23 protein-coding genes are annotated in these 22,658 nt (G+C 74.9%); 10 read left to right on the top strand and 13 right to left on the bottom strand.

The features are described from left to right. Positions 1–17: 17 nt before the first annotated feature. Together ACI799_RS08640 and ACI799_RS08635 are read left to right on the top strand one after the other, a co-directional pair. Positions 18–824, top strand: a complete 807-nt coding sequence (locus ACI799_RS08640; RefSeq protein ID WP_456596438.1) for an ATP-binding cassette domain-containing protein — start codon at positions 18–20, stop codon at positions 822–824. A gap of 10 nt (positions 825–834) precedes the next feature. Then, on the top strand, positions 835–2,121 hold the full coding sequence (locus tag ACI799_RS08635) for a sugar ABC transporter permease (protein WP_456587777.1): 1,287 nt from the start codon (positions 835–837) through the stop codon (positions 2,119–2,121). 208 nt (positions 2,122–2,329) lie between these two features. Here ACI799_RS08635 and ACI799_RS08630 read toward each other — a convergent pair whose 3' ends face one another. Together ACI799_RS08630 and ACI799_RS08625 are read right to left on the bottom strand one after the other, a co-directional pair. Then, on the bottom strand, positions 2,330–3,457 hold the full coding sequence (locus tag ACI799_RS08630) for an HRDC domain-containing protein (protein ID WP_456587778.1): 1,128 nt from the start codon (positions 3,455–3,457) through the stop codon (positions 2,330–2,332). A gap of 257 nt (positions 3,458–3,714) precedes the next feature. Beyond that, positions 3,715–4,347 (bottom strand): DUF3000 domain-containing protein, encoded by a 633-nt coding sequence (locus ACI799_RS08625; protein ID WP_456587779.1) that lies wholly within the window; start codon positions 4,345–4,347, stop codon positions 3,715–3,717. Positions 4,348–4,451: 104 nt separating this feature from the next. On the opposite strand from ACI799_RS08625, the gene hemE reads away from it, so the two are divergent. The 5 genes from hemE to hemQ all read left to right on the top strand — a co-directional run bounded on the left by hemE (position 4,452) and on the right by hemQ (position 8,915). Beyond that, positions 4,452–5,504, top strand: a complete 1,053-nt coding sequence (hemE, locus tag ACI799_RS08620; protein ID WP_456598862.1) for a uroporphyrinogen decarboxylase — start codon at positions 4,452–4,454, stop codon at positions 5,502–5,504. Continuing rightward, entirely contained in the window at positions 5,501–6,871 is a 1,371-nt protein-coding gene (gene hemG, locus ACI799_RS08615; RefSeq protein ID WP_456612883.1) for a protoporphyrinogen oxidase, read from the top strand. The genes hemE and hemG overlap by 4 nt, the downstream gene beginning before the upstream one ends. A gap of 74 nt (positions 6,872–6,945) precedes the next feature. Continuing rightward, on the top strand, positions 6,946–7,131 hold the full coding sequence (locus ACI799_RS08610) for a hypothetical protein (protein WP_456587782.1): 186 nt from the start codon (positions 6,946–6,948) through the stop codon (positions 7,129–7,131). A 43-nt stretch (positions 7,132–7,174) separates the two neighbouring features. Next, positions 7,175–8,149 (top strand): hypothetical protein, encoded by a 975-nt coding sequence (locus ACI799_RS08605; RefSeq protein WP_456612882.1) that lies wholly within the window; start codon positions 7,175–7,177, stop codon positions 8,147–8,149. A 46-nt stretch (positions 8,150–8,195) separates the two neighbouring features. Continuing rightward, positions 8,196–8,915: a hydrogen peroxide-dependent heme synthase gene (hemQ, locus tag ACI799_RS08600; RefSeq protein WP_456587784.1), complete on the top strand. Its 720-nt coding sequence runs from the start codon at positions 8,196–8,198 to the stop codon at positions 8,913–8,915. Positions 8,916–9,068: 153 nt separating this feature from the next. On the opposite strand, the gene msrB is transcribed toward hemQ, so the two are convergent. From msrB to ACI799_RS08585, 3 genes are read right to left on the bottom strand one after another with little or no spacing between them, the layout of a single operon-like run. Continuing rightward, on the bottom strand, positions 9,069–9,491 hold the full coding sequence (gene msrB, locus ACI799_RS08595; protein WP_456587785.1) for a peptide-methionine (R)-S-oxide reductase MsrB: 423 nt from the start codon (positions 9,489–9,491) through the stop codon (positions 9,069–9,071). Between the two features lie 41 nt (positions 9,492–9,532). Further along, positions 9,533–10,189: a response regulator gene (locus ACI799_RS08590; RefSeq protein WP_456587786.1), complete on the bottom strand. Its 657-nt coding sequence runs from the start codon at positions 10,187–10,189 to the stop codon at positions 9,533–9,535. After that, positions 10,189–12,318, bottom strand: coding sequence for a sensor histidine kinase (locus tag ACI799_RS08585; RefSeq protein ID WP_456612881.1), 2,130 nt, complete (start codon positions 12,316–12,318; stop codon positions 10,189–10,191). The genes ACI799_RS08590 and ACI799_RS08585 overlap by 1 nt, the downstream gene beginning before the upstream one ends. A 174-nt stretch (positions 12,319–12,492) precedes the next feature. On the opposite strand from ACI799_RS08585, the gene ACI799_RS08580 reads away from it, so the two are divergent. Together ACI799_RS08580 and ACI799_RS08575 are read left to right on the top strand one after the other, a co-directional pair. After that, positions 12,493–13,134, top strand: a complete 642-nt coding sequence (locus ACI799_RS08580) for a hypothetical protein (protein WP_456612880.1) — start codon at positions 12,493–12,495, stop codon at positions 13,132–13,134. Between the two features lie 72 nt (positions 13,135–13,206). Continuing rightward, entirely contained in the window at positions 13,207–13,683 is a 477-nt protein-coding gene (locus ACI799_RS08575) for a hypothetical protein (RefSeq protein ID WP_456612879.1), read from the top strand. 75 nt (positions 13,684–13,758) lie between these two features. Here the strand turns inward: ACI799_RS08575 and ACI799_RS08570 are convergent, their stop codons facing one another. Both ACI799_RS08570 and ACI799_RS08565 read right to left on the bottom strand, forming a co-directional pair. Next, the gene (locus ACI799_RS08570) at positions 13,759–13,962 is read right to left on the bottom strand and encodes a cold-shock protein (RefSeq protein WP_014377016.1); all 204 of its coding nucleotides are present in this window, start codon (positions 13,960–13,962) and stop codon (positions 13,759–13,761) included. A 158-nt stretch (positions 13,963–14,120) separates the two neighbouring features. After that, positions 14,121–14,528, bottom strand: coding sequence for a hypothetical protein (locus ACI799_RS08565; RefSeq protein ID WP_456587790.1), 408 nt, complete (start codon positions 14,526–14,528; stop codon positions 14,121–14,123). 267 nt (positions 14,529–14,795) lie between these two features. Between ACI799_RS08565 and ACI799_RS08560 the strand changes: the two genes are divergently transcribed. Next, on the top strand, positions 14,796–15,041 hold the full coding sequence (locus tag ACI799_RS08560; RefSeq protein WP_456612878.1) for a hypothetical protein: 246 nt from the start codon (positions 14,796–14,798) through the stop codon (positions 15,039–15,041). A 132-nt stretch (positions 15,042–15,173) separates the two neighbouring features. On the opposite strand, the gene ACI799_RS08555 is transcribed toward ACI799_RS08560, so the two are convergent. From ACI799_RS08555 to ACI799_RS08530, 6 genes are all read right to left on the bottom strand, one after another. Continuing rightward, complete coding sequence (locus tag ACI799_RS08555; protein ID WP_456612877.1) at positions 15,174–16,277, bottom strand: glycerophosphodiester phosphodiesterase family protein; 1,104 nt, start codon at positions 16,275–16,277, stop codon at positions 15,174–15,176. A gap of 176 nt (positions 16,278–16,453) precedes the next feature. Next, positions 16,454–18,034: an alkaline phosphatase D family protein gene (locus ACI799_RS08550; RefSeq protein WP_456598857.1), complete on the bottom strand. Its 1,581-nt coding sequence runs from the start codon at positions 18,032–18,034 to the stop codon at positions 16,454–16,456. A gap of 134 nt (positions 18,035–18,168) precedes the next feature. Further along, complete coding sequence (locus ACI799_RS08545; protein ID WP_456587794.1) at positions 18,169–19,236, bottom strand: DNA polymerase domain-containing protein; 1,068 nt, start codon at positions 19,234–19,236, stop codon at positions 18,169–18,171. Positions 19,237–19,270: 34 nt separating this feature from the next. Continuing rightward, the gene (locus ACI799_RS08540; protein ID WP_456587795.1) at positions 19,271–20,830 is read right to left on the bottom strand and encodes an alpha/beta hydrolase; all 1,560 of its coding nucleotides are present in this window, start codon (positions 20,828–20,830) and stop codon (positions 19,271–19,273) included. Positions 20,831–20,916: 86 nt separating this feature from the next. Then, positions 20,917–21,987, bottom strand: a complete 1,071-nt coding sequence (locus ACI799_RS08535; RefSeq protein WP_456612876.1) for an ATP-dependent DNA ligase — start codon at positions 21,985–21,987, stop codon at positions 20,917–20,919. A 60-nt stretch (positions 21,988–22,047) separates the two neighbouring features. Further along, the gene (locus ACI799_RS08530; RefSeq protein ID WP_456598854.1) at positions 22,048–22,650 is read right to left on the bottom strand and encodes an NUDIX hydrolase; all 603 of its coding nucleotides are present in this window, start codon (positions 22,648–22,650) and stop codon (positions 22,048–22,050) included. Positions 22,651–22,658: the final 8 nt, after the last annotated feature.

Here is a 22,658-nt window from a genome sequence, read left to right as displayed (position 1 = left end):
TGCGGAAGGACGCATCGGTGTCCGCACTCGAACAGAGCCCGACCACCACGACCTCGGAGCAGCCCACGCTCAGCCTGCGCGGGGTCAACAAGAGCTTCGGGGCCGTCCAGGTCCTGCACGACGTCCACCTCGACGTCTACCCCGGCAAGGTCACCGCGCTCGTCGGTGACAACGGCGCGGGCAAGAGCACGCTGATCAAGTCGATCGCCGGCATCCACCCGATCGACTCCGGCACCGTCGAGTTCGAGGGGCGGCCGGTGCAGCTGCACGGTCCGCGCGACGCGGCGCGCCTGGGCATCGAGGTCGTCTACCAGGACCTCGCGCTGGCCGACAACCTCGACGTCGTCCAGAACATGTTCCTCGGCCGGGAGCGCAAGCGTGGCATCGTCCTGGACGAGGCCTCGATGGAGGAGGCTGCGCGGGACACGCTCACCAAGCTGTCGGTGCGCACGCTGAAGTCGGTGCGCCAGCTGGTGTCCAGCCTCTCCGGTGGGCAGCGGCAGACGGTCGCCATCGCCAAGGCCGTCCTCTGGGAGTCCAAGCTGGTCATCCTGGACGAGCCCACCGCCGCGCTCGGCGTCGCGCAGACCCGTCAGGTGCTCGACCTGGTCCGCCGCCTCGCCGACACCGGCCACGCCGTCGTGTTCATCACCCACAACATGGTCGACGTGTTCGAGGTCGCCGACCGGGTCGCCGCCCTGTACCTGGGTCGGGTCGCCGCGGACGTCCCCATCTCCGAGGTCGACCGCACCCAGGTCATCGAGCTGATCACCTCTGGCCGCTCCGGCGAGCTGGGGCTCGCGCCGGACGCGCTCGAGGACTGAGAGGACTTCCATGTCGAGCAACACCCTGACCGCCGCGGAGGCGAGCGGGCCGCACAAGCCGGCCGCCGGCTTCGAGGGCGACCGGCAGGACAACTCCCTGGGCGGCGCCGTCCGCGGCTACGTGAACAAGCTGCGGGCCGGTGACCTCGGCGCGCTGCCGGCCATCCTGGGCATCGTCGTCCTGGGAGTCCTGTTCACCGTGCTGCGGCCGGACACGTTCCTGACACCGATCAACCTGGCCAACCTGCTCACCCAGGCCGTCCCGATCACGGTGCTGGCGATGGGCCTGGTCTTCGTCCTGCTGCTGGGGGAGATCGACCTCTCCGCCGGCGTCGTGAGCGGTGTCTGCGCCGCCGTCCTCGCCCAGCTGCTGGTGCAGGCGGACGTGGCCTGGTACGTCGCCGTGCTGGCCGCGGTCGCGGTCGGCGCGCTCATCGGGCTGTTCACCGGCAGCCTCGTCGGCATCGTCGGGATCCCCTCCTTCGTGGTCACCCTGGCGCTGTTCCTGGGCTGGCAGGGCGTCACCCTCTGGCTGATCGGCCAGGGTGGGACCGTGCCCGTCCGGGACGAGGTCATCGTCGGCCTGATCAACCAGAACCTCCCGGTCGTGTGGGGCTGGGTGCTGGCGATCGGGGTCGTGGTCGTCTACGCCGTCGCCGAGCTGTGGCGGTGGCGCAGCCAGCGGGCGCGGGGGCTGGCGCACCAGTCGCTGGTCGTCGTCCTGCTCCGCGTCGCGGTCATCTCGGCGGTCGTGCTGGCGGCGACGGCGATCCTCAGCGTCGACCGGGCGCTGGCCGCCGCGATCGACCTGCAGGGCATCCCCTACGCGGTGCCGATCGTCATCGTGCTCCTGCTGCTGCTCACCTTCGTGCTGAGCCGCACCAGCTACGGCCGGCACATCTACGCGGTCGGGGGGAACGCGGAGGCGGCGCGGCGCGCGGGTATCAACGTCACCCGCATCCGGGTGAGCGTCTTCGTCCTGTCCTCCAGCCTGGCGGCGCTCAGCGGCATCTTCGCCGTCTCCCGGCTCAGCTCGGTCACCCCGGACGCCGGTGCCGGCAACACCCTGCTCTACGCGGTGGGGGCCGCGGTGATCGGTGGCACCAGCCTCTTCGGTGGGCGTGGCCGGGCCCGGGACGCCGTCCTGGGTGGGCTCGTCATCGCGATCATCGCCAACGGGCTCGGGCTGCTGGGGGTGGCCGCGTACCTCAACTTCATCATCACCGGCGGGGTGCTCCTGCTCGCCGCGGGCGTCGACGCGCTCGCCCGCCGACGGGCCGCCACGGCCCGACGATGACCCCTGCCGCCCGCCGTGCTCAGCGCCGGCGGGCGGCAGGTGACCACGCCGGCGCCGGCGTCGTCCGCACCCCGCGGGCGGCGCCGGCGTCGTCGTCCGCCCCCTGGGGACCCGGCGCAGGCCTGGGCCCAGGCAGCACAGGCATAGGAAGCTTCACGTGCGGATGGGGACGCCGATCCGCACGTAGAGCTTCCTGTGCCCGGGGGTGTCAGGCGCGGGTGATCGCGTCGGCGAGCAGGTCGCGGGTGAGCTCGATCTGCCACTCGCGGGCGCCGCCGGCCCGCAGCGCATCCGCCACGGCGCCGGGCTCCCGAGGCTCCGGCGGGCTCCACATCAGCCGGCGCACCAGGTCGGGGGAGAGGATGTTCTCCACCGGCACGGCATGCTTCTCCGACAGCTCGGCGAGCCCTGCGCGGACCACCTGCAGCCGGGCGGCGGCCGCCGGATCGCGGTCGGCCCACCGGTTCACCGGCGGTGGCCCGTCACCGGGCCTGCTGTGCGGCGGCAGCTCGTCCTCCGGCAGCGCCTTGCCGCGGGCCAGCGCGTTGTACCAGTGCGCCACCAGCCGGCGGTTGGCCCGGCCGCGGAACACCGGCAGCTCCAGCAGGGCGCCCTCGTTCTTCGGGTCGGCCTGGACGGCGGCGACCATCGCCGAGTCGGGCAGCACCCGGCCGGGCGCGACGTCCCGCTTGCGGGCCAGCTCGTCGCGCGCCTCCCAGATGGCCTTGAGCATGCCGAGCTGGCGCCGGCTGCGCAGGCCGTGCACGCCCGAGGTGCGGCGCCACGGGTCCTGCCGGGGCGCCGGCGGGCCGGCGGCGAGGATCGCCTCGAACTCCTGCCGTGCCCACTCGGTCTTGCCCTGCTCCTCGAGGATGGCGGCCAGCGCGTCCCGCAGGTCGACCAGCACCTCCACGTCGAGCGCGGCGTAGACCAGCCACTCCTCGGGGAGCGGGCGGGTGCTCCAGTCGGCGGCGGAGTGCCCCTTCTGCAGCGAGAAGCCGAGCAGCGACTCGACCACCGCGCCGAGCCCGACCCGGGGCAGTCCCGCGAGGCGGGCAGCCAGCTCGGTGTCGAAGATCCGGGCGGGGACCAGACCGATCTCGGCCAGGCAGGGCAGGTCCTGGTTCGCCGCGTGCAGCACCCACTCGGCGTCGGCGATCGCCTCCTGCAGCACCGACAGGTCGGGCAGGGGGATCGGGTCGAGCAGGCCGGTGCCCGACCCGTCGCGGCGCAGCTGCACCAGGTAGGCCCGCTGCCCGTAGCGGTAGCCGGAGGCCCGCTCGGCGTCGACGGCGACGGGGCCGCGACCCGCGCGCAGCGCTTCGGCGTACTCCACCAGCTGGGTGGAGGTCTCGATGACCGGCGGCAGCCCGTCGCGGGGGGCCAGTAGCGGGGTCGGTTCGGGGGCCGCAGCGGCCGCCGGGTCCTCCGGTGGCTGGGGGGTGGGCTCGGTGCTCAGTTGCCGTCCACCTTCTCGCCGCTCCTCGTCTGTCGGTCACCGGCGCCCGGGCCGGGGTCCACCGCGGCCGACCGCGCCGATCCTGGGGAGGAGCACCGGCGCAACGGGCTCCGCGCCGCTGTGCCGCACCGATGTTAGAGAGTCTCGCTACCGACCCGGTCGGAGGGACCCAGCAGCCGGACACCGGGCGGCGGGAGCCCGGCGGCGTTGCCGAGCACCTCCAGCCAGGCCAGCAGGTGCCGGTCCAGGTCAGCGCCGTCGGCCGTCCAGGAGGCGCGGATCTCGACGTCGACGGAGTGCTCGGGCCCGGCCAGCTCGCCGAACCGGGTCGAGGCGGTGCGGGTGACGGTGCCGCCGACGGTGTGGTGCGCCGCGCCGGAGTCCGACAGCGCGTCGGTGAGCCAGCTCCACGCCACCTCGGAGAACATCGCGTCGTCGACCAGCTGCTCGTCGGTGGCGGCGGAGAGGTAGCCGACGCAGCGCGTGGTGCCGTGCCACGCCTCGTGGCCCTCCGGGTCGAACAGCACGATGAACCGCGCGCTGGCGATCTCCAGGTCGTCCTCGTCGTCCCCGGCGTCGGGGTCGGGCACCCGGGCACCGATCGCGTAGGCGAAGGGGGCCAGCCGCTGCGGGGCGGGGATGCGGCCCAGTTCGATCTCCGGGCGGACGCGCACCACGGCCAGCGACTCCAGGGCGGCGCGGAAGGCGGCCGGGACGGCGTCGTCCCGGCTCCCGTCCCCGGCCTCGGCCCGGTTGCGCGGCTCCACGTCCGCAGAGTAGGCCTGGAGGCGGCGCGGCGGCGCCGACGCGCCGCAGGCCCGCAGGACGCGGCGGACCGGTGCCGCCCGGCCGTCTGGGAGGATCGGCGGTCGTGAGTCCCGCTCCCGCGTCGGCGTCCCCGGCCGATTCCGACCTCGTCCGTGCCGCTCGCGGCCTCCCGGTGAGCCGCACGCCCGTCTGGTTCATGCGCCAGGCCGGGCGCTCGCTGCCGGAGTACCGGGCCCTGCGCGCCGGCACGGCGATGCTGGCGGCCTGCCAGGATCCCGACCTGGTCACCGAGATCACCCTGCAGCCGGTCCGCCGTCACGGGGTGGACGCCGCCATCCTCTTCTCCGACATCGTGCTGCCGCTGGTCGTCGCCGGTGTGGACATCGAGATCAAGCCGGGCATCGGGCCGGTGGTCGCCGACCCGGTGCGCACCGTCGCCGACGTCGACGCGCTGCCCGACCTGGCGCCCGAGCAGCTCGGCTTCCTCCAGACGGCGGTGCGCTCGCTGGTCGCGGAGCTCGGTCCCACGCCGCTCATCGGCTTCGCCGGGGCGCCGTTCACCCTGGCCACCTACCTGATCGAGGGCGGTCCCTCCAAGGAGCACGCCCGCACGAAGGCGTTCATGTACGCGGAGCCGGAGGCGTGGAGCCGGTTGCTGCAGCGGCTCTCGGCGTCGGCGGCGACCTTCCTGCGCGCCCAGGTGGACGCCGGGGCGTCGGCGGTGCAGCTCTTCGACTCCTGGGCCGGCGTGCTGTCGGCCGCCGACTACGCCGAGCGGGTGCTGCCGCACTCGCGCGCGGCGTTCGACGGGCTGGGGGAGCGGGACGTCCCCCGGATCCACTTCGGGGTGGGCACCGGGGAGCTGCTGCCGCTCATCGGCGAGGCCGGGGCCGACGTCGTGGGGGTCGACTGGCGGGTGCCGCTGGACGAGGCCGTGCGGCGCGTGGGCCCCGACCGCTCCCTGCAGGGCAACCTGGACCCGGCGGTCCTCCTGGCCGACCGGGCGACGGTCGACCGGGAGGTGCGCCGGGTCGTGCGGCAGGCGGAGGCCGCCCGCGGCCACATCTTCAACCTCGGGCACGGGGTGCTGCCCGAGACCGACCCGGACGTGCTCACCCACGTCGTCGAGCTCGTCCACGAGCTGACCACGCGATGACCCGGTCCCGGCTCGTCGTCGTGGGGGCCGGCATCACCGGGCTGGCCGCAGCCTTCGAGTGGCGCCGCAGGCGTCCCGACGACGAGATCGTCGTGCTCGAGGCCGGTGACCGGATCGGCGGGAAGCTGCACCGCATCGAGCTGGCCGGGCACTGGTACGACACCGGGCCCGAGGCGATGCTGGCCCGCGTGCCCGAGGCGATCGGCCTGGTCGAGGCCCTCGGGCTGGGGGACCGGCTCGTCGCGCCGGCCACCACCCAGGCGTCGGTCGTGCTGCCCGACGGCCGCTTCCCGCTCCCGGCCGGCACCGTGCTCGGCGTGCCGGCGTCGGCGGACGGGCTCGACGGCGTCCTCTCGCCCGCGGGCGTCGCCCGGGTGCGGGCCGAGGTGGAGCTGCCGCCGCTCGCCGTGGACGGCGACGTCGCGGTCGGCGGGCTGCTGCGCGAGCGGCTCGGCGACGAGGTGGTCGACCGGCTGGTCGAGCCGCTGCTGGGCGGTGTCTACGCCGGTCGGGCCGACGAGCTCTCCCTGCAGGCGACCATGCCGGCGCTGTTCGCCCACCTGCCGGGCGCGGAGTCGGTGCTGGCCGCGGCCGCGGCCGCCCGAGAGGCGGGGAACCGGAGCCGGGGCGACGCCGACGGCCCCGTGTTCCAGACGGTCGACGAGGGCATCGGCGCGCTGCCCGCGGCGCTGGTGGCAGCGACCCGGGCCGAGGTCCGGCTGCGCACCCCCGCGCACGGGATCCGGCGGACGCCCGCGGGGCTCGAGGTGTCGGTCGGCCCGGCGGGTGCGCCGGAGGTGCTGCGCGCCGACGCCGTGCTGGTGACCGCTCCCGCCGGCAAGGCGGCCCGGCTGCTCGCCGACGTCGCCCCCGGGGCGGTGCAGCCGCTGCTGGGCATCCCGTACGCCTCGATGGCCGTGGTCGCCATGGCCTTCCCCGCGCAGCCCGTCGACGCCGGCAGCGGGCTGCTCGTGCCGCCGGTCACCGGGCGGCTGGTCAAGGGCGTCACGGTCTCCTCGGCCAAGTGGCCGCACCTGGGCGGGGACGTGCTCCTGGTGCGCTCGTCGGTGGGCCGGTTCCGCGACGAGGGCGAACTGCAGCGTGGCGACGACGACCTGGCCGCCGCGGTGGTGGCCGACGTCGCCGACCTGCTGGGGCTCTCCCGCCCGGAGCCGCTGGAGACCGCCGTCGTCCGCTGGGGCGGTGGCCTGCCGCAGTACCTGGTCGGGCACCAGGCGCGCGTGGACGCCGCCCGCGCGGCCGTCGCGGAGGTCCCGGGACTGGGCATCGCAGGGGCCGCGTTCGGCGGGGTGGGCATCCCCGCGTGCATCCGCGACGCCCACCGGGCACTCGACGCGCTGACCTGATGCCCCGGCCCGCCCGTGGTGCGGACCACGGCCGACCGGGGCATCACCGGTGCCGCCGCGGCGTTGGAAGTCCGGTGAGCACGATCCACCGCCACGACCAGTTCCCCGTCACCCCCGTCCGCTGCCTGCGCCACCACGTGTGGATGGCCGCCTGCCCCGACTGCCGCGACGCCCACCGCACACCCGCCCACCGCACACCCGGCGCGCGCACGCCCGCTCCCCGGCGCGGTGCCGCGACCGCGGAGGAGGCCACCGGCTGAGCCTCCGGTTGCCGGGGCCGCCGTCGCAGCACAGGGTCGGAGCATGACCGGCACCTTCGTCCGTGGCCTGGCGGCCGGTGCTCTGGGCACCGTCGTCCTCGACGCCGTCAACTACCTCGACATGGCTGCGCGCGGGCGCCCGGCGAGCACGGTGCCCGAGCGCTTGGTCGATGCCGTCGCCGCACGGGCGGGACGGGAGATCCCCGGCCGCGGCGCCGCCCGCGACGCCCGGCGGACCGCGCTCGGCGCGCTCGCCGGCACCGTGAACGGCCTGGGCGTGGGTGTCCTGGCCAGCACCGCCCGGTCCCTGGGGGTGCGGTTCTCCGCCCCGGTCGGAGCGGCGCTGGCCGGGGCGGCGTCGGCGGCGGTCACCGACGGCGCGGTGGCCGCCCTGGGCGTGGGCGATCCGCGTACCTGGTCGGGTGCGGACTGGATGGCCGACGCGGTTCCGCACCTCGCGTACGGCAGCGCGGTGCAGGCGGTGCTGGAGGCGGTGCCCACCCCGAGCGAGCGGACGGCTCCGCGCGCCCCGGCAAGGCCGGGCCTGGTCCTGCGTGCGGCGGTGCTCGGGCTGGCCGCCGGGAGCCGCAGCTCGCTCGGCTTCGCGGCGCCGGTGCTGACCGCTCCGGCCACCCGCGGGGCCGTCGGCCGGATGTCCAGCGCGAAGAAGGCCTTCGCGGCGGCCGGGGTGCTGGTCGAGGTGGTCGCCGACAAGCAGTCGGGCATCCCGCCGCGCACGGAGCCGGCGGCGCTGGTGCCGCGGCTGTTCGCCGGTGCCGAGGGCGCGTGGCGACTGGCGGCGCGGGAGCTGGCGAACGGCGCCCTCCCCGTGGTGGCGGGGGCCGCCGGCACGCTGGCCGGCTCGTTCGGCGGCCTGGCCTGGCGGCGGTGGGCGGCGGAGCGGATGCCCGACACCCAGGCGGCCTTGGTCGAGGACGGCGTCGCGCTGGCGCTGGCCGCGCTCGCCTGCCTGCCGGGACGCACCCGCCGGCACCTGTCGGTGATCCCGAGCACCTGAGCCGCCCGGTCCTCGCGCCGTCCGCGGCGCGGAGGAAGATGGGGGCATGAGCGAGCAGCAGGTGGACGAGCGCAGCACCGGCAAGCGGGCCAACGAGCTCAACGCCACCATCCGGTACACGATGTGGTCGGTGTTCCGGCTGGCGCAGCCCTTCGGCGACGAGCAGCGGTCCGCCGCCGCCGACGAGGCCACCGCGCTGGTCGAGGAGCTGGCCGGCAAGGACGTCGTCGTCCGCGGCACCTACGACGTGAGCGGGCTGCGGGCCGACGCCGACCTCATGGTCTGGTGGCACTCCTCGTCGGCCGAGGCGCTGCAGGACGCCTACACCCGCCTGCGCCGCACCGCCCTGGGCCGGCGCCTGGAGCCGGTGTGGTCGCAGATGGCGCTGCACCGGCCGGCGGAGTTCAACCGCAGTCACATCCCGGCCTTCCTGGCCGACGAGGAGCCGCGGCGGTTCGTCTGCGTCTACCCGTTCGTGCGGTCCTACGAGTGGTACCTGCTGCCCGACGAGGAGCGGCGGGACATGCTGAAGGAGCACGGCATGCAGGCCCGCCCCTACCCCGACGTGCGGGCCAACACGGTGGCCTCGTTCGGGCTGGGCGACTACGAGTGGATGCTCGCCTTCGAGGCCGACGAGCTGCACCGCATCGTCGACCTGATGCGCGACCTGCGGGCCAGCCGCGCCCGGCGGCACGTGCGCGAGGAGGTGCCGTTCTACACCGGCACCCGCAAGCCGGTCGCCGAGCTGGTCCGCGACCTCGCGTAGTGAGCCCGGCGGTCGGCGTCGCGGGGGCCGGAGGCCTCCCGACGCCGACCGCGGAACAGCTCAGCGCAGCCCGGCCGCGGCACCTGGTCGCGGTGTGATCCGGAGGATCGCCGTGTCAGAGCACGGCTCCTGGCCGCGGTGTGGTCCGGAGGATCACGATGTCGTAGCGGGCTGCAACCTGATGCTCACCGAGTTGATGCAGTAGCGGTCGCCGGTCGGCGTCTGCGGGGCGTCGTCGAACAGGTGGCCCAGGTGGCTGTGGCACGTCGCGCACAGCACCTCGGTGCGGATCATGCCGAAGCTGCGGTCCTCGCGGAGGATGACGTTGTCCTCGGCGGAGGCCTCGTAGAACGACGGCCAGCCGCAGTGCGAGTCGAACTTGGTCTCCGAGCGGAACAGCTCGGCCCCGCACGCGCGGCACTCGTAGACGCCGACGGTCTTCGTGTCGACGTACTCACCGGTCCAGGCGCGCTCGGTGCCGGCCTGGCGGAGCACCGCGTACTCCTCCGGGGACAGCTGCGCCCGCCACTCCTCGTCGGTCTTGGTGACCTGGGGCTTCTCGGGGGAGGTCGTCATGCCAGGTCGAACGAGCCGCGCCGCGGCACCATTCCCGGTGCTCAGCGGCCCAGGCCGGCGTCGCGGGCGCGCACGATCGCCTGCGCCCGGTCGGTGACCTGCAGCTTGCTCAGCACGTTCGACACGTTGTTGCGCACCGTCTTGGGGGAGAGGTAGAGCGCGGCCGCGATCTGCGCGTTGGACCGCCCGGCGGCGACCAGGTCGAGCACCTCCCGCTCGCGGGCGGTCAGCTGGGGGAACGCCGATCCGGGGCCGGCCGGCCCGGCGGCGAAGAAGTCGGTGATCCGCCGGGCCAGCGCCGCCCCGAACACGGCGCCGCCGGAGGCCACCGTGGTCACCGCCCGCACGACCTCCTCCTGGTCGGCGCCCTTGAGCAGGTAACCGCGGGCCCCGGCGCGGACGGCGGCGAACACGGTGCCGTCGTCCTCGCTCATGGTCAGCACGACGACGCCGACCGACGGCGACTCGGTGGTGATCCGGCGGGTGGCCTCGATGCCGTCCAGCCGCGGCATCTGCACGTCCATGACCACGACGTCGGGCTGCTCCTCGCGGGCCAGCGCGACCGCGTCGATGCCGTCGGCGGCGGTGCCCACGACGAGCAGTCCCGGCACCGAGCCCAGCAGCATCGCCAGGCCGTCGCGGTACACCGGGTGGTCGTCGACCACCACCACCCGCAGGGGCTCCTCGGACGAGGTCATCACCGGGTCCTCTCCACGGGCAGGATCGCCCGCACCACCGTGCCGCCCTCGTCGGGGCACTCCACCGTGCACCGGCCGCCCAGTTCCGCGGCCCGCTCCCGCAGCGATACCAGGCCGACGCCCGCGGGTGCCGCAGGATCGATCCCGGCCCCGTCGTCGGCGACCCGGAGGACCAGCGCCCCGTCGTCGTCACGGTGCAGCGAGACGGTGGCGGAACCGGCCCGGGAGTGCTTCGCCACGTTGGCCAGCGCCTCGGAGGCGATCCGGTAGGCGGCGACCTCCACGGCGGCCGGCAGCTCGTCGGCACCGGGACAGGCGGTGACCGAGACGGCGACCCGTGGCGCGAGCAGCCGATCCGCCTGCTGCCGTACGGCACCGGCCAGGCCGAGGTCGTCCAGCGCCGGCGGCCGCAGGTCGTGCACCAGCCGGCGGACGTCGGCCAGGGCGCCGGCGACGTCGTCCCTGACCGCGCGCAGCAGCCGGTCGCCGTCCTCCGCGCGCCCCGCGGAGGTCAGGTTGCGGGCGGTGTCGATGCGGAGGACCACGGCGCCGAGGCTGGGGCCCAGCCCGTCGTGCAGATCCCGGCGCAGCCGGCGCCGTTCCTCCTCGCGGGCGGCCACCAGCTCTTCCCGGCTCCGCTGCAGCTGGGCGGCGAGCGAGCTGGCCCGGGCGGCGGCCGCAGCCTGGCGCACGACGTCGGCCAGCAGCCCCTCGTCGCGGGTGACCAGGTGCGCCCGGACGCCGTCCCCGGGCAGGAGGAGCCGGCCGACCTCCTCGCCGCGGTAGGCGATCGGGAGGGACTGGACCGCCGCCGGGCGCCGGCCGTGCTCGGCCACCAGCCGCTCGCCACCGGCGTGCTCGACCTCGACGCCGACGTAGGGCGACCGGAACGCCTCCGCGACCGCCGCCGCGATCGCCACGAGCTGCGCCTCGACGCCGTCGGACCGCTCCAGCCGGGCCGCGAGCTGGGAGACCACCCGGTAGGGATCGTCCCGCTCCCCGAGGACCCAGCGCCGGACGAGGCGCCACAACGGGGCCCGGAGGGGCACGTAGACGGCGGCGACGAGCAGCAGCGTCAGCAGCGTGGCATCGCGCTCGCCGAACCGGTCGCCGAGCAGCGCGCCGGCTCCGGCCAGCACGGCCAGGTCGAGGAGGACCACGCCGATCCCGAGCACGCCGTAGACGACGGTGCCGCCGAGCAGCCGGTCGATGTCGACCGCCCGCGGGCGCAGGATGCCGAGGGTGACCGCCGTCCCGGTCAGCGCGACGGCGACGGAGAGCGCTGCGGTGCTCGTCCCGCCGGGCAGGAGCAGCGTGGACAGCATCACGAGCACGTCGACGACGGCCGCCCAGAGCAGCCACCGCATCCGGCGGCGCTGCTCGCCGTGGGCCCTCCGGTACCGCGCGACGACCGCGGCGGCCGGCACGGCGACGCCCAGCAGCGCGAGCGGGAAGGCGATCCGGAGCAGCGGCTGCGCGACGTCCGGCGGGATCGGCAGGGTCGTGAGGTCCAGGTCGAGCCCGGCGTAGACGTCGGGCGTGCCGGTGCCCTCCCGGGAGTAGGCCACCTCGGAGGGGACGACGAGCAGCAGCGCCGGCAGCAGCGCGCTGGACACGAGGCTCGCCACGGCCAGGCGGCGCAGGCGGCCGGTGGGCAGCCGGCCGTCGGGGTAGAGCAGCAGGAGCAGCGGCAGGCCCACCAGCAGGAAGGCGCCGAGCCGCTCCACGGTCCACGAGGCGAGGCTGGCCCCGGGGAGGGGAGGGTCGCTGCGCAGCGCGTAGGTGAGCCACGACTCGGCCAGACCGTCCGTGGCCCAGAGCACCGCCGTCCCGGCGACCACCCACGAGAGCGCGTTGCGCGGGACCCGGGTGAGCAGCAGCCACGCGGGGGCGGCGAGGGCGAGCCCCGGCAGCGCGACGACCCAGCCGAGCTCGGCGCCGGGGCGGGCGGCCCGCGCGACCTCCGGGGTGACCGCGTCGAGGACTGCTGCCGCGGCCGTCGAGCCGAGCACCACCGCGACGACGAGCCAGGCGGCGACCCGCGGGCGGCGGCGCGCTGGGGAGGGGGCGACGTCGCCCGCCGGGGTCCCCGCGTCGGTGGACTCGGCCACCGGGATCCTCGCCTGCACGCGCAGATACTGGCCGTCCGGTGTCCCGGACGTCACGAGGCCGGTGTCCCGTATTTCCCGGGACACGCTCCGGGACCGGATCGGGGGCGCGCGGCCCTGGGTGCCCGGGACGCCGCCCCGAGACGGTTCTCCCAGGCGGTGCACAGGGCACCGCACGAGACCACGGGAGACGAGATGTCCCTCAGCACCACCCCCGCCCCGGCCCGCACGGACCTCGACACGCCCGCCGGCGGCGTCCCCGGCGCCTCCGCGAGCCTGGTCCGACGCGCCGGGATCGCCCTCTCCGCCGGCGCCGGGAGCTGGGCGGTCGCCTGCGCGTTCCTGGGTACGACGCCACCCGCCGGCACCTGGCAGGCCACCGTCGTCAACCTGGCCGCGGTCGCCTTCCAGATCGGCCTGGTGCTCCTCGTGACCGTGCAGATGCGGACCGGTGCGATCGGCACCGGCCGCCTGGCCCGGCGGATCCTGCACGTCGAGCACGGCCTGCTCGCGGTAGCGATCGTGTCCTCGCTCATGTGGGCGCTGACGCCCGGGCTGTACGACACCGGGTTCTTCTTCGCGATCGACCTCTTCTGGCCGCTGTCCATGCTGGGCATGGCCGCGCTCGGGGTCCGCATCGCGATCGCCGGCCGCTGGACGGGCGTCGCCCGCTTCTGGCCGATGGTCGCCGAGAGCTGGGCGCCGGTCACCGTCCCGACCGCCTTCCTGCTGCCGGCGATCACCCAGTACGTGGGTGCCGCGCACCTGCTGATCGGGTACGTCGCCCTGGGCGTCATCCTCGCCACCCGGCCACACCTCACCGGCGCCCGCGCCTGAACCGCCGACGGCGCCCCGCCCCTCCGGGGAGGCGGGGCGCCGTCGCGTCCGGGGCCGGGAGAGACTGGGGGAGTGACCTCCGCGCCCCAGCCGCCCGACGGCGTCCTGCCCGACGTCTGGTTCACCCGTGACCTGCCCGTGCTCCGGGCGATCGCCCGGCTGGTCGACGAGCCCAAGCACGGCGGCGCGCCGTACCTGCTCGGCTCCGTCGTGCCGGGGAGCGGGCTGCCCAAGGCGGAGGTCATCGCCGCGGCGAAGGCGCTGGCGTCCGCGGGGTACATCGAGCCGCTGACCAACCACGCCGGCGACATCGTGCGCATCACGGCGATCTCGGCGGAGGCCCGGCGGCTGGCCGGGCTCTGGCCGACCCCCCAGGGGGAGTGGGAACGGCTGCTCGAGCAGCTCGCTACCCGGGCGGAGAACGCCCCGACCGAGTTGGAGCGGCAGCGCTGGCGGGCCTTCGCCGACGCGGCGGCCGCGGTCGGCGAGCACGACGGGGCCCTGCTCATGTCCGCGCTCATCGGTGGGTACGTGCCGCGGGCCCGCTGACCGGCGGCCCGGCCCACGAACGACAGCGCCCCCCGCCCGGAGAACCGGGCGGGGGGCGCTGTGCTGATCAGACGATCAGAGCGGCGTGACGTTCGCAGCCTGCGGGCCCTTCTGGCCCTGCTCGATGTCGAACGCGATCCGCTGGCCTTCATCGAGCGAGCGGTACCCGCTGGACTGGATGGCCGAGTAGTGGACGAAGACGTCCGGTCCGCCGCCGTCCGGGGTGGCGAAGCCGAACCCCTTCTCCGCGTTGAACCACTTGACAGTTCCTTCGGGCATTGCTCGCTCCTAGCTGAGGTGGTGCATCGGGGTCCTGCCATAGCGCGGGGCCTTCCCGACGTCCTCACCCTAGCCGCCGATCGGGGGATGAGGACACCGGTGCGGCAGAACTGTGACCTGGGACTCTTCTCCGTGCCGGTCGTGAGGGCACCCGGGCCTCAGAGCAGGTGGCCGGGCTCCTCCGGGAACGCGGGGGCCACCCGGCGTCCGCGGCGGCTCCACGCCGGCCCGTAGGCGCCCACCGAGTACGGGCTGCGCGCGGAGGTGGCGGCCGGCAGGGCGAGGGGCTCGGCGCGCCACGAGCGGACGCCGAGCGGCCGGTCGACGAGAAACGCCGGAGGCGCCGGGGGGTGCAGCCGCGCGGCCACCACCGGGGCCCAGCGGCGCAGCCCCAGCTGCCCGGCCAGCAGCACGGCGAGGACGATCGAGACGGTGAGGAACGCGTCGGTGACCGCGGTCGCCACGTCGAGGGCGGTGATCCGGGCCCAGCCGACGCTCTCCAGCTGGTGACCGACGATCTCCACGACGACGTACAGCACGCCGTACGCCAGCAACCAGATCCTCACCCGTGCTCCTCCGCCGTGGTCGACACCTGCATCGACCACCGCTACCCCCGGCTGGAGCGCCCGGAGCCGCCCGGGGGCCGGCGCTCACCCGTTGGGGGGACGGGCGCCGCCCCCGCGGCGGACACGGTCGGCGACGTGGTCGCGCAGCGCGGCGACCGGGCGGTCTTGCGGCTTTCCTGCGGTTCTCTCGGCGCCGCCGTGCGGCTGCTCCCCGACGGTGGGACCTGCCGGACGGATCCGGCGCACCACCGATCCAGGAGAACCGCCATGCACCCGCTCGTCGCCTCGCCCGTCTCCTCCCGCGTCGCCGCCCCGAGCGGCGCCGTCTTCCTCCGCGACGTCGACGACCTGCACGACGCCGACCTGGACCTGGTCCTCGCCGACCGGCTGGCCGAGTCCGCCGACGCGCTGCGCGCCGCGGTGACCGCCGCCCAGCTGGCGCAGGAGATCTCCCAGCGGGGCCCGCTGCCGGTGCACGCCCTGGGCCCGGCCGCGCACCGGCTGGCCCGCTGACCGGGCGGGCGCACGCTCACCGGCTCCGGTCAGCCGACCGGGGCAGGACGGGGCGTGGCCGCCAGGACGACGTGGCGGGCCCCGTCGCCCGGACGGGCGCACCGCCCGCCATCGGCGGGCGGTGCGCGGTGGTCACGAACGGTCGATCCGCGGCGGCGGGTAGGCCCGCGGCAGCCGGAACCCGCGCTCCGCGAGGATCTCGCGCAGCAGGTCGGGCCGGTCGGTGATCAGCCCGTCCACCCCGATGCCGATGAGGTGTTCCATGGTGGGGCGGTCGTTGACCGTCCACGGGACGACCTCCATGCCGGCGGCGTGCGCGGCGTCGACGAGCTCCGGCGTGGTGAACGGCACGTACCCCGCGTCGGCGACCGAGCCGCCCTGCGGCGTGCCGTGCACGGGGGAGACCGCGTCGGCACCGAAGGAGGCGGCCGCGGCGACGTAGGCCTCCTGCAGGGAACGACCCTCGGTCATGAAGTCGTCGATGTCGATGCCGCCGAGCCACGGGGAGGCGCCCGGCTGGCCGGCCTGCAGGAACTGCTGACCGTTGGTGAGCGCGACCACCGGCAGCTTCGGCGCGACCTCCTGCATCCGCATCAACGCGCCCCAGTCGAAGGACTGGATGGTCACGTGGCGGGCGACCTTCGCCCGCATCACGAGGTCGGCGACCACCTGGACGAACTGCTCGCGGGGCGCCGTCTCGTGCGGTGCTCCCGCCTCCACCTTCGTCTCGATGTTGAACGTCACCTGCCGGGCCTTGTAGGCCCGGACGAGGTCGAACACCTCGGACAGCAGGGGCATCGGCTCGCCCGGCGCCAGCTCCTGCTCCGGATGGGCGGGGTGGCGCTGCGACCCGCAGTCCAGCGTGCGCACCTGCGCCAGGGTCAGCGTGTGGACGTAGTCGCCGACGTAGGGGAACTCGGGGTCGCCCGGGGTGGCCGGCCCGGTGTCCTGGCACTTGGTGGCGGAGATCTGCCGGTCGTGGGTGACGACGGCCTGCTGGTCCTCGGTGATCTGGACGTCGAGCTCGAGCGTGCTGACCCCCAGTTCGAGGGCGTTGGCGAAGGCCGGGAGGGTGTTCTCCACGGTGAGCGCGAGGCCACCGCGGTGCGCCTGCAGGTCGAAGTCGCGCGGGGACTGGGCGGCGGCCGGGGCGGCGGTCGCCACGAGGGCCAGGAGGGCGGGGACGGCGGTCAGGGCCAGGAGGGGTCGTCGCGGGGACGACGGGAGGAGTGACATGGGGTGAGTCGACCGCACCACCGTGACCTCCTCGTGACCTCCAGGGGGCGACTCGCCGTGCACCGGCCCACCAGCAGGAGCGGGGCGCGGAGGCGCGCCGCGACGGCGGGCGGCCGAGGCCGCACGGACGCGTTCCCGGGAGGCGGCCGCGCTCGCGGCCGCCTCCCGGGAGCCGGTCAGGCCGGGGTCAGGTCTGTCTGGTGCAGGACGTTCCCGGCGACGTCGCGCAGCTGCACCGTCATCGTGCCGCTGCCCCCGTCGACGCGTACGTGGCCGACGAACTGCAGGCCGTCGCTGGGCGGCTGGTTCGGGCGGTCGGCGGCCCGGTTGAAGACGACCTGCGGGCCGAAGGTGGCGTCGAGCTCGTTCGGGCCGAAAGTGCCGGCGTGCAGCGGGCCGGACACGAACTCCCAGAACGGGTCGAAGTCGGTGAACGTCGCCCGTGCCGGGTCGTAGTGGTGTGCCGCGGTGTAGTGGACGTCGGCGGTGAACCAGACGACGTTGCGGACCCCGTGCCGCTTGAGGTCGGACAGCAGGCGGGCGATCTCCAGCTCCCGGCCCGCGGGCAGACCGGGGTCGCGGTTGGCGATGCCCTCGTGGTTCACCGGACCGTCCGGCACGACCAGGCCGATCGGCATGTCGGAGGCGATCACCTTCCACAGGGCCCGGGAGTTGCGGAGCTGCCGGGCGAGCTGGCCCAGCTGGCTGGTGCCGAAGACCCGGGCCTCGGGGCCACCCTGCGCCAGGTTGGGCGAGTTGGGGCCGCGGTAGGTGCGCAGGTCCAGGGTGAACACGTCCACCAGCGGGCCGTACGGCAGCACCCGGTCGATCCGCTTGCCGCCGATGGGCATGTACTCGAGGAACGCCCGCCGGCCGCGGGCGGCCAGCGTGTCGACGTCCTTGACCGTGTACCGCTCGTCGGTGAGCACCTCGCCCGGGTACCAGTTGTTGGTCACCTCGTGGTCGTCCCACTGGACCAGTTGCGGGACCTCCGCCGCGAAGCGCCGAACGTTGTCGTCGAGCAGGTTGTACCGGTACTGGCCGCGGTATTCGTCCAACGTCTCGGCGACCTTGCTCTTCTCCGGGGTGACCACGTTGCGCCAGACCGTGCCGTCGGGCAGGACGACGCGCTCCTCCAGCGGTCCGTCGGCGTACACGCTGTCGCCGGAGTGGATGAAGAAGTCCGGGGAGAGCCGGCGAACCGCCTCGAACCCGGTCATGCCGCCGGTGTCGGGGTTGATGCCCCACCCCTGGCCGGCGACGTCCCCGGACCAGGCGAAGCTCACGTCCCGGCGGTCGCCCGGGGCGGTGCGGAGCCGACCGGTCAGCGGCTCGCTGGTCTGCCCCGCGTCGTGCTCGGCGAAGCTGACCCGGTAGAACAGCTCGGTCCCGGCCGGCAGGCCGGAGAGGAGCACCTTGCCCGTGTGGTCGGTGTGCGGCCCGACGTCGACCGACCACCGGCCACGGGGCGTGCGGAAGTCCTCGGTCGCCGCCACCTCGACCACCATGCGCGCGGGGCGGTCGGTCTTGGACCAGACGACCGCCGAGCGCGCGGTGACGTCCCCGCTCTGCACGCCCCAGCGCACCTCCGGCCGCGACCGGGCCAGGCCCGGCGCGGCGAAGGCCCGGGGGGCGGGGCCCAGCACGGTGCCCGCCCCGATGCCGGCCCCGACCACGGCGGCGGCCTGCAGCAGGCGCCTCCGGGTCAGCGCGGCCTCGGCCGACGAGCCGTCCAGGGAACTCGATGATCCGGTCACGTGTGCCTCCTCGACGTGGGGTGTCCGGCGGACAGCGTCGTGTCCGGGGAGGACGCCGGGAGGACGGCATGGCGACCCGCGGAGGAGCATCCGGTGAACGCAGTGACCGCCGGCTCCGGGGAGGCGCTCGGGGATCAGTCCCCGGTGGGGGCGGTGCGGCGGGCGCGGCTGGGCTGCACCCTCATGGGCTCGCCCGGCATCTTCGGGTAGTCCGGTGGATAGGGCAGGTCGCCGAGGCCGTCGTCGGCGGCCTGGCGCTCGGCCAGCTCCAGCAGCGGTTCGATGCCGAAGGCGTGCTCGGCCAGCCCGGCGTGCTTGTCACCCACGGCCGCGAAGCGGGCCGGCATGCTCAGCACGTCGAAGTCGGTGGGGTGCACGTCGGGCAGCTCGTCCCAGTCGACCGGCGCGGAGACGGGGGCGTGCGGCCGGGGCCGGATCGAGTAGGCCGACGCGATCGTGCGGTCCCGGGCCATCTGGTTGTAGTCGATGAAGATCTTCTCGCCGCGCTCCTCCTTCCACCAGGACATCGTCACGCGGTCGGGGAGACGGCGTTCCAGCTCGCGGCCGAAGGCGATCACCGCCCGGCGGACGTCGGTGAAGGTCCAGCGCGGCTGGATGGGCACGTAGACGTGCACCCCGCGGCCGCCCGAGGTCTTCGGCCACCCCTCCATGCCGAACTCGTGCAGCAGCTCCCGCACGTGCGGCGCCACCCACACCGCGTCGGAGAAGTCGGTGCCCGGCTGGGGGTCGAGGTCGATGCGGATCTGGTTCGGCGACTCGACGTCGGTCTTGTCCACCGGCCAGGGGTGGAACGTGAGCGTGCCGAGGTTCGCGCACCACGCGACGACGGCGACCGAGTCCGGGGCGATCTCGTCCGCGGTGCGCCCGCTGGGGAAGGTGATGTGCGCGGTCGGCACCCAGTCCGGGGCGTTCTTGGGCACCCGCTTCTGGTAGAACGCGTCGCCGTGGGTGTCCGCCCGCGTGGCCATCTTCGCGTCGGGGGAGTAGCCGCCGGGCCAGCGCTCCAGCGTCGTCGGCCGGTCCTTCAGCGCGAAGAGGATCCCCTCGCCCACGGCGAGGAAGTACTGCACGACGTCGATCTTGCGGATCCCGCGATCGGGGAAGTAGGGCTTCTCCGGGTTGGACACCCGCACCTCGTGCCCGTCGACGTCGAGGACGACGGCGTCCTTGCTCGTGGCCATGCAGTCGCTCCGCTCGCTCCGGGGCCGACGAGTGTCACGCCGGACAGGTCAGCCCGTCCATGGGGGGCGCCAGGTCGATGAGGTAGGCGTTGATCGCCCCGGTGACGCAGTCGGTCTTGGGGTAGGCGGTGTGGCCCTGCCCCTCCCAGGTCAGCAGCACGCCGTTGTCGAGGTCCTCGGCGAGGTCGACGGCGCCGGCCAGCGGGGTCACCGGGTCACCGGCGTTCCCCGCGACGACGATCGGGTTGCTGCCCTCGGCGTCGCGCTCCGGAACCGGGGTGCGGTCGGCCTCCCACACCGAGCAGGTGAACAGCCCGGCGGCGGAACCGGCGCCGAAGAGCGGGTACCGCTCGCCCCACTCGGCGGCGAGCTGGCGGACCCGGCTCTCCTCCACCGTCTCCTCGGTGTCGGCGCAGTTGATGGCCACGTTGGCGTCGAGGAGGTTGGAGTACGACCCGTCCTCCAGCCGCCCGCTGTAGTCGTCGGCCAGCGAGAAGAGCGCCCGGGCGTCGCCGTCGCGGGCGGCGGCGAGGCCCTGCGCCAGCTGCGGCCACGACGCGGTGTCGTAGAGCGCCGCCTGCACCGCGGTGAGGACGACGCCGGGCGTGGCCTGGCGGGTCTCGCCCTCCTCGCTGCTCGGGATCGGCGCGGCCTGTGCCTGTGCGAGCAGGTCCTCGAGGAAGCGCCGGGGGTCGTCGCCCAGCGGGCAGCCGGCGATCAGGCCCCGGCAGTTCTCGGCGAAGGCGTCGAAGCCGGCCTCGAACCCGGCGGCGCTGGCCTCCGCCTCGGCGATGGCGTCGTCGTCGGGGTCGACCGCGGCGTCGAGGACCATGGCGCGCACCCGGTCGGGGTAGAGCTCGGCGTAGGTGGAGCCCAGCGTGGTGCCGTAGGAGTAGCCGAGGTAGTTGAGCTGCTCCTCGCCCAGGGCCTCGCGCAGCCGCTCCATGTCGTGCGCGGTGTCCACGGTGTTGAACGTGCCGAGCGCCTCGCCGTACTCCTCGGCGCAGCCCTCGGCGATCTCGCGGGAGAGTGCGAAGACGCTGTCGAGCTGCTCGTCGGTGGTGGGGCGGGGCTCCGCGGCGATCGCGCGGTCCTTGAGCTCCTTCGGGATGCACTCGACGGGTGTGGACAGACCCACGCCGCGCGGGTCGAAGCCGACGACGTCGAAGCGGCGCAGCACGTCCTCGGGGAGGGTGAGCGCCAGCCCGATGGCGGCGTCCGCGCCGGAGCCGCCCGGTCCACCGGGGTTGACCATGAGGGAGCCGATGCGGTCGGTCTGCCCGGCCAGCACGGCGCGCACCAGGAAGAGCGGCAGCGTGGCGCCCCCGGGCTCGTCGTAGCTGATCGGCACGTCGGTGCGGCCGCACTCGAAGGCGATGTCGCGCTCGCTGCCGGGCTGGCCCTCGATCAGCGGCTCGATCTGCGCGTCGCAGTCGGTCCACTCGATCGGCGCCGCCTCGGGCTCGGCCGGGGCCGTGGTGGTCGCCGCCGGTTCCTCGGCGCTCTCCCCGAACGACGTGCAGCCGCTCAGCGCGAGGGGCAAGGCCAGCAGCAGGCCGGACGCGGCGGCCGGGAGGCCTCGGTGCAGACGCATGATCACGAGCATAGGGACCTTTCTGCCCCCCACCGCTCGCACGCTCGCGGCGGGCCCCAGCAGAAAGGCCGCCGCGGAGCACCGTCTCAGCCCTCCAGGACCTCGCCCAGGTCGTAGCGGACCGGCACTTCGAGCTGGTCGTACGTGCAGCTGCGGGGGTCGCGGTCGGGGCGCCAGCGGAGGAACTGACCGGTGTGACGGAGTCGACGGCCCTCGAGCTGGTCGTACTTGATCTCCACGACCAGCTCCGGCCGCAGCGGGACCCACGAAAGGTCCTTCTTCGCGTTCCACCGGCTCACCGCTCCGGGCATCCGCTGCTCGCCGTCGGCCTGCATCTGGGCGTTCGCCCAGTCCTGCCAGGGGTGGCCGTCGAGCGCCTCGGCGCGGTAGGGCGCGAGCTCCTCGACCAGCTCGGCCCGGCGCTTCATCGGGAAGGACGCCGCGACGCCGATGTGCTGCAGCTCGCCGCCGTCGTAGAGCCCGAGCAGCAGCGAGCCGACGATCGGCCCGCTCTTGTGCCAGCGGAAACCCGCGACGACGCAGTCCGCCGTCCGCACGTGCTTCACCTTGGTCATCAGCCGCTGGTCGGGGCCGTAGGGCAGGGCGGCCGACTTGGCGACGACGCCGTCCAGGCCGGCGCCCTCGAAGGTCTCGAACCAGCGCTCGGCGGTCGCGGGGTCGCGGGTGACGCCGGTCAGGTACACGGGCGCCCGGGCGCCGGCCAGCGCGGTCTCCAGCCGGGCCCGCCGGTCGGCGAACGGCGTCTCGAGCAGCGACTCGTCGCCCACGGCCAGCAGGTCGAACGCCACGAACGACGCCGGCGTCTGCTCGGCGAGCAGGGTGACGCGGGACTCGGCGGGGTGGATGCGCTGCAGCAGCGCCTCGAAGTGCAGCCGGTCGCCCCGCGGCACGATGATCTCGCCGTCGACGACGCAGCGCTCCGGCAGGTTGGCCTTGACCGCCGCCACGACGTCGGGGAAGTAGCGGGTGAGCGGGCGCTCGTTGCGGCTGCCCAGCTCCACCTCGTCGCCGTCGCGGAACACGATGCAGCGGAAGCCGTCCCACTTGGGCTCGTAGAACCAGTCGTCGCCGGTCGGCACCTTCGTCGCGGCCTTGGCCAGCATCGGCTTCACCGGCGGCTGCACGGGCAGATCCATGCCGGTCAGTCAAGCAGCACCACCGCACCGGCGGCGGCCGCGTCGCGGCGGTGGCCACGGCTAGCGCCAGGCGAAGACCGGCTGCTCGTAGTGGACGACCCGCTGCACCTCGCCGCGGCAGGCGATCCGGCAGAACTGGTGGACCACCGCCGCCGTGGGCGCGTGCACGTGGCCGCCCAGCAGCGGCAGCCGGATCACCGGCGCCTCGGACTCGGGGATGGTCTCGACGACCGGGTCGACGTCGAGATCGGCCAGCGGCACCTCGTGGACGGCGGCCACCTCGCGTTCGGACCCGGTGAGGCGGTCGACCGGACCGGCCCAGCAGGCCACCGGCGTCATCACGTAGCCCGAGCGCGTCACGTAGTCGTCGAGCAGCCCGAGGACGGCCGAGGGCCCCAGGTCGAGCCCGACCTCCTCGCGCAGCTCGCGGAGGGCGCCCTCGACGGGGCCCTCACCGGCGTCGAGCCGCCCGCCGGGCAGCGCCCACTGACCCGCGTGCGCCCGCAGCCCCGCGGCGCGGCGGGTGATCACCAGGCAGGGAGCGCCGTCGCGGACGGTCACGCACACGGCGACGGCCGCCTGCTTCAGCTCGGGCCGCTCCGCGGCCACCCGCGGGAAGCCGGCGAGACGCCCGGCCATGCCGTCCCGGTCCAGCGGTTCCACGGGCTCTC

Source organism: Blastococcus sp. SYSU DS0753 (assembly GCF_054051175.1).
This window is presented reverse-complemented; position numbering and strand designations above follow the sequence as displayed.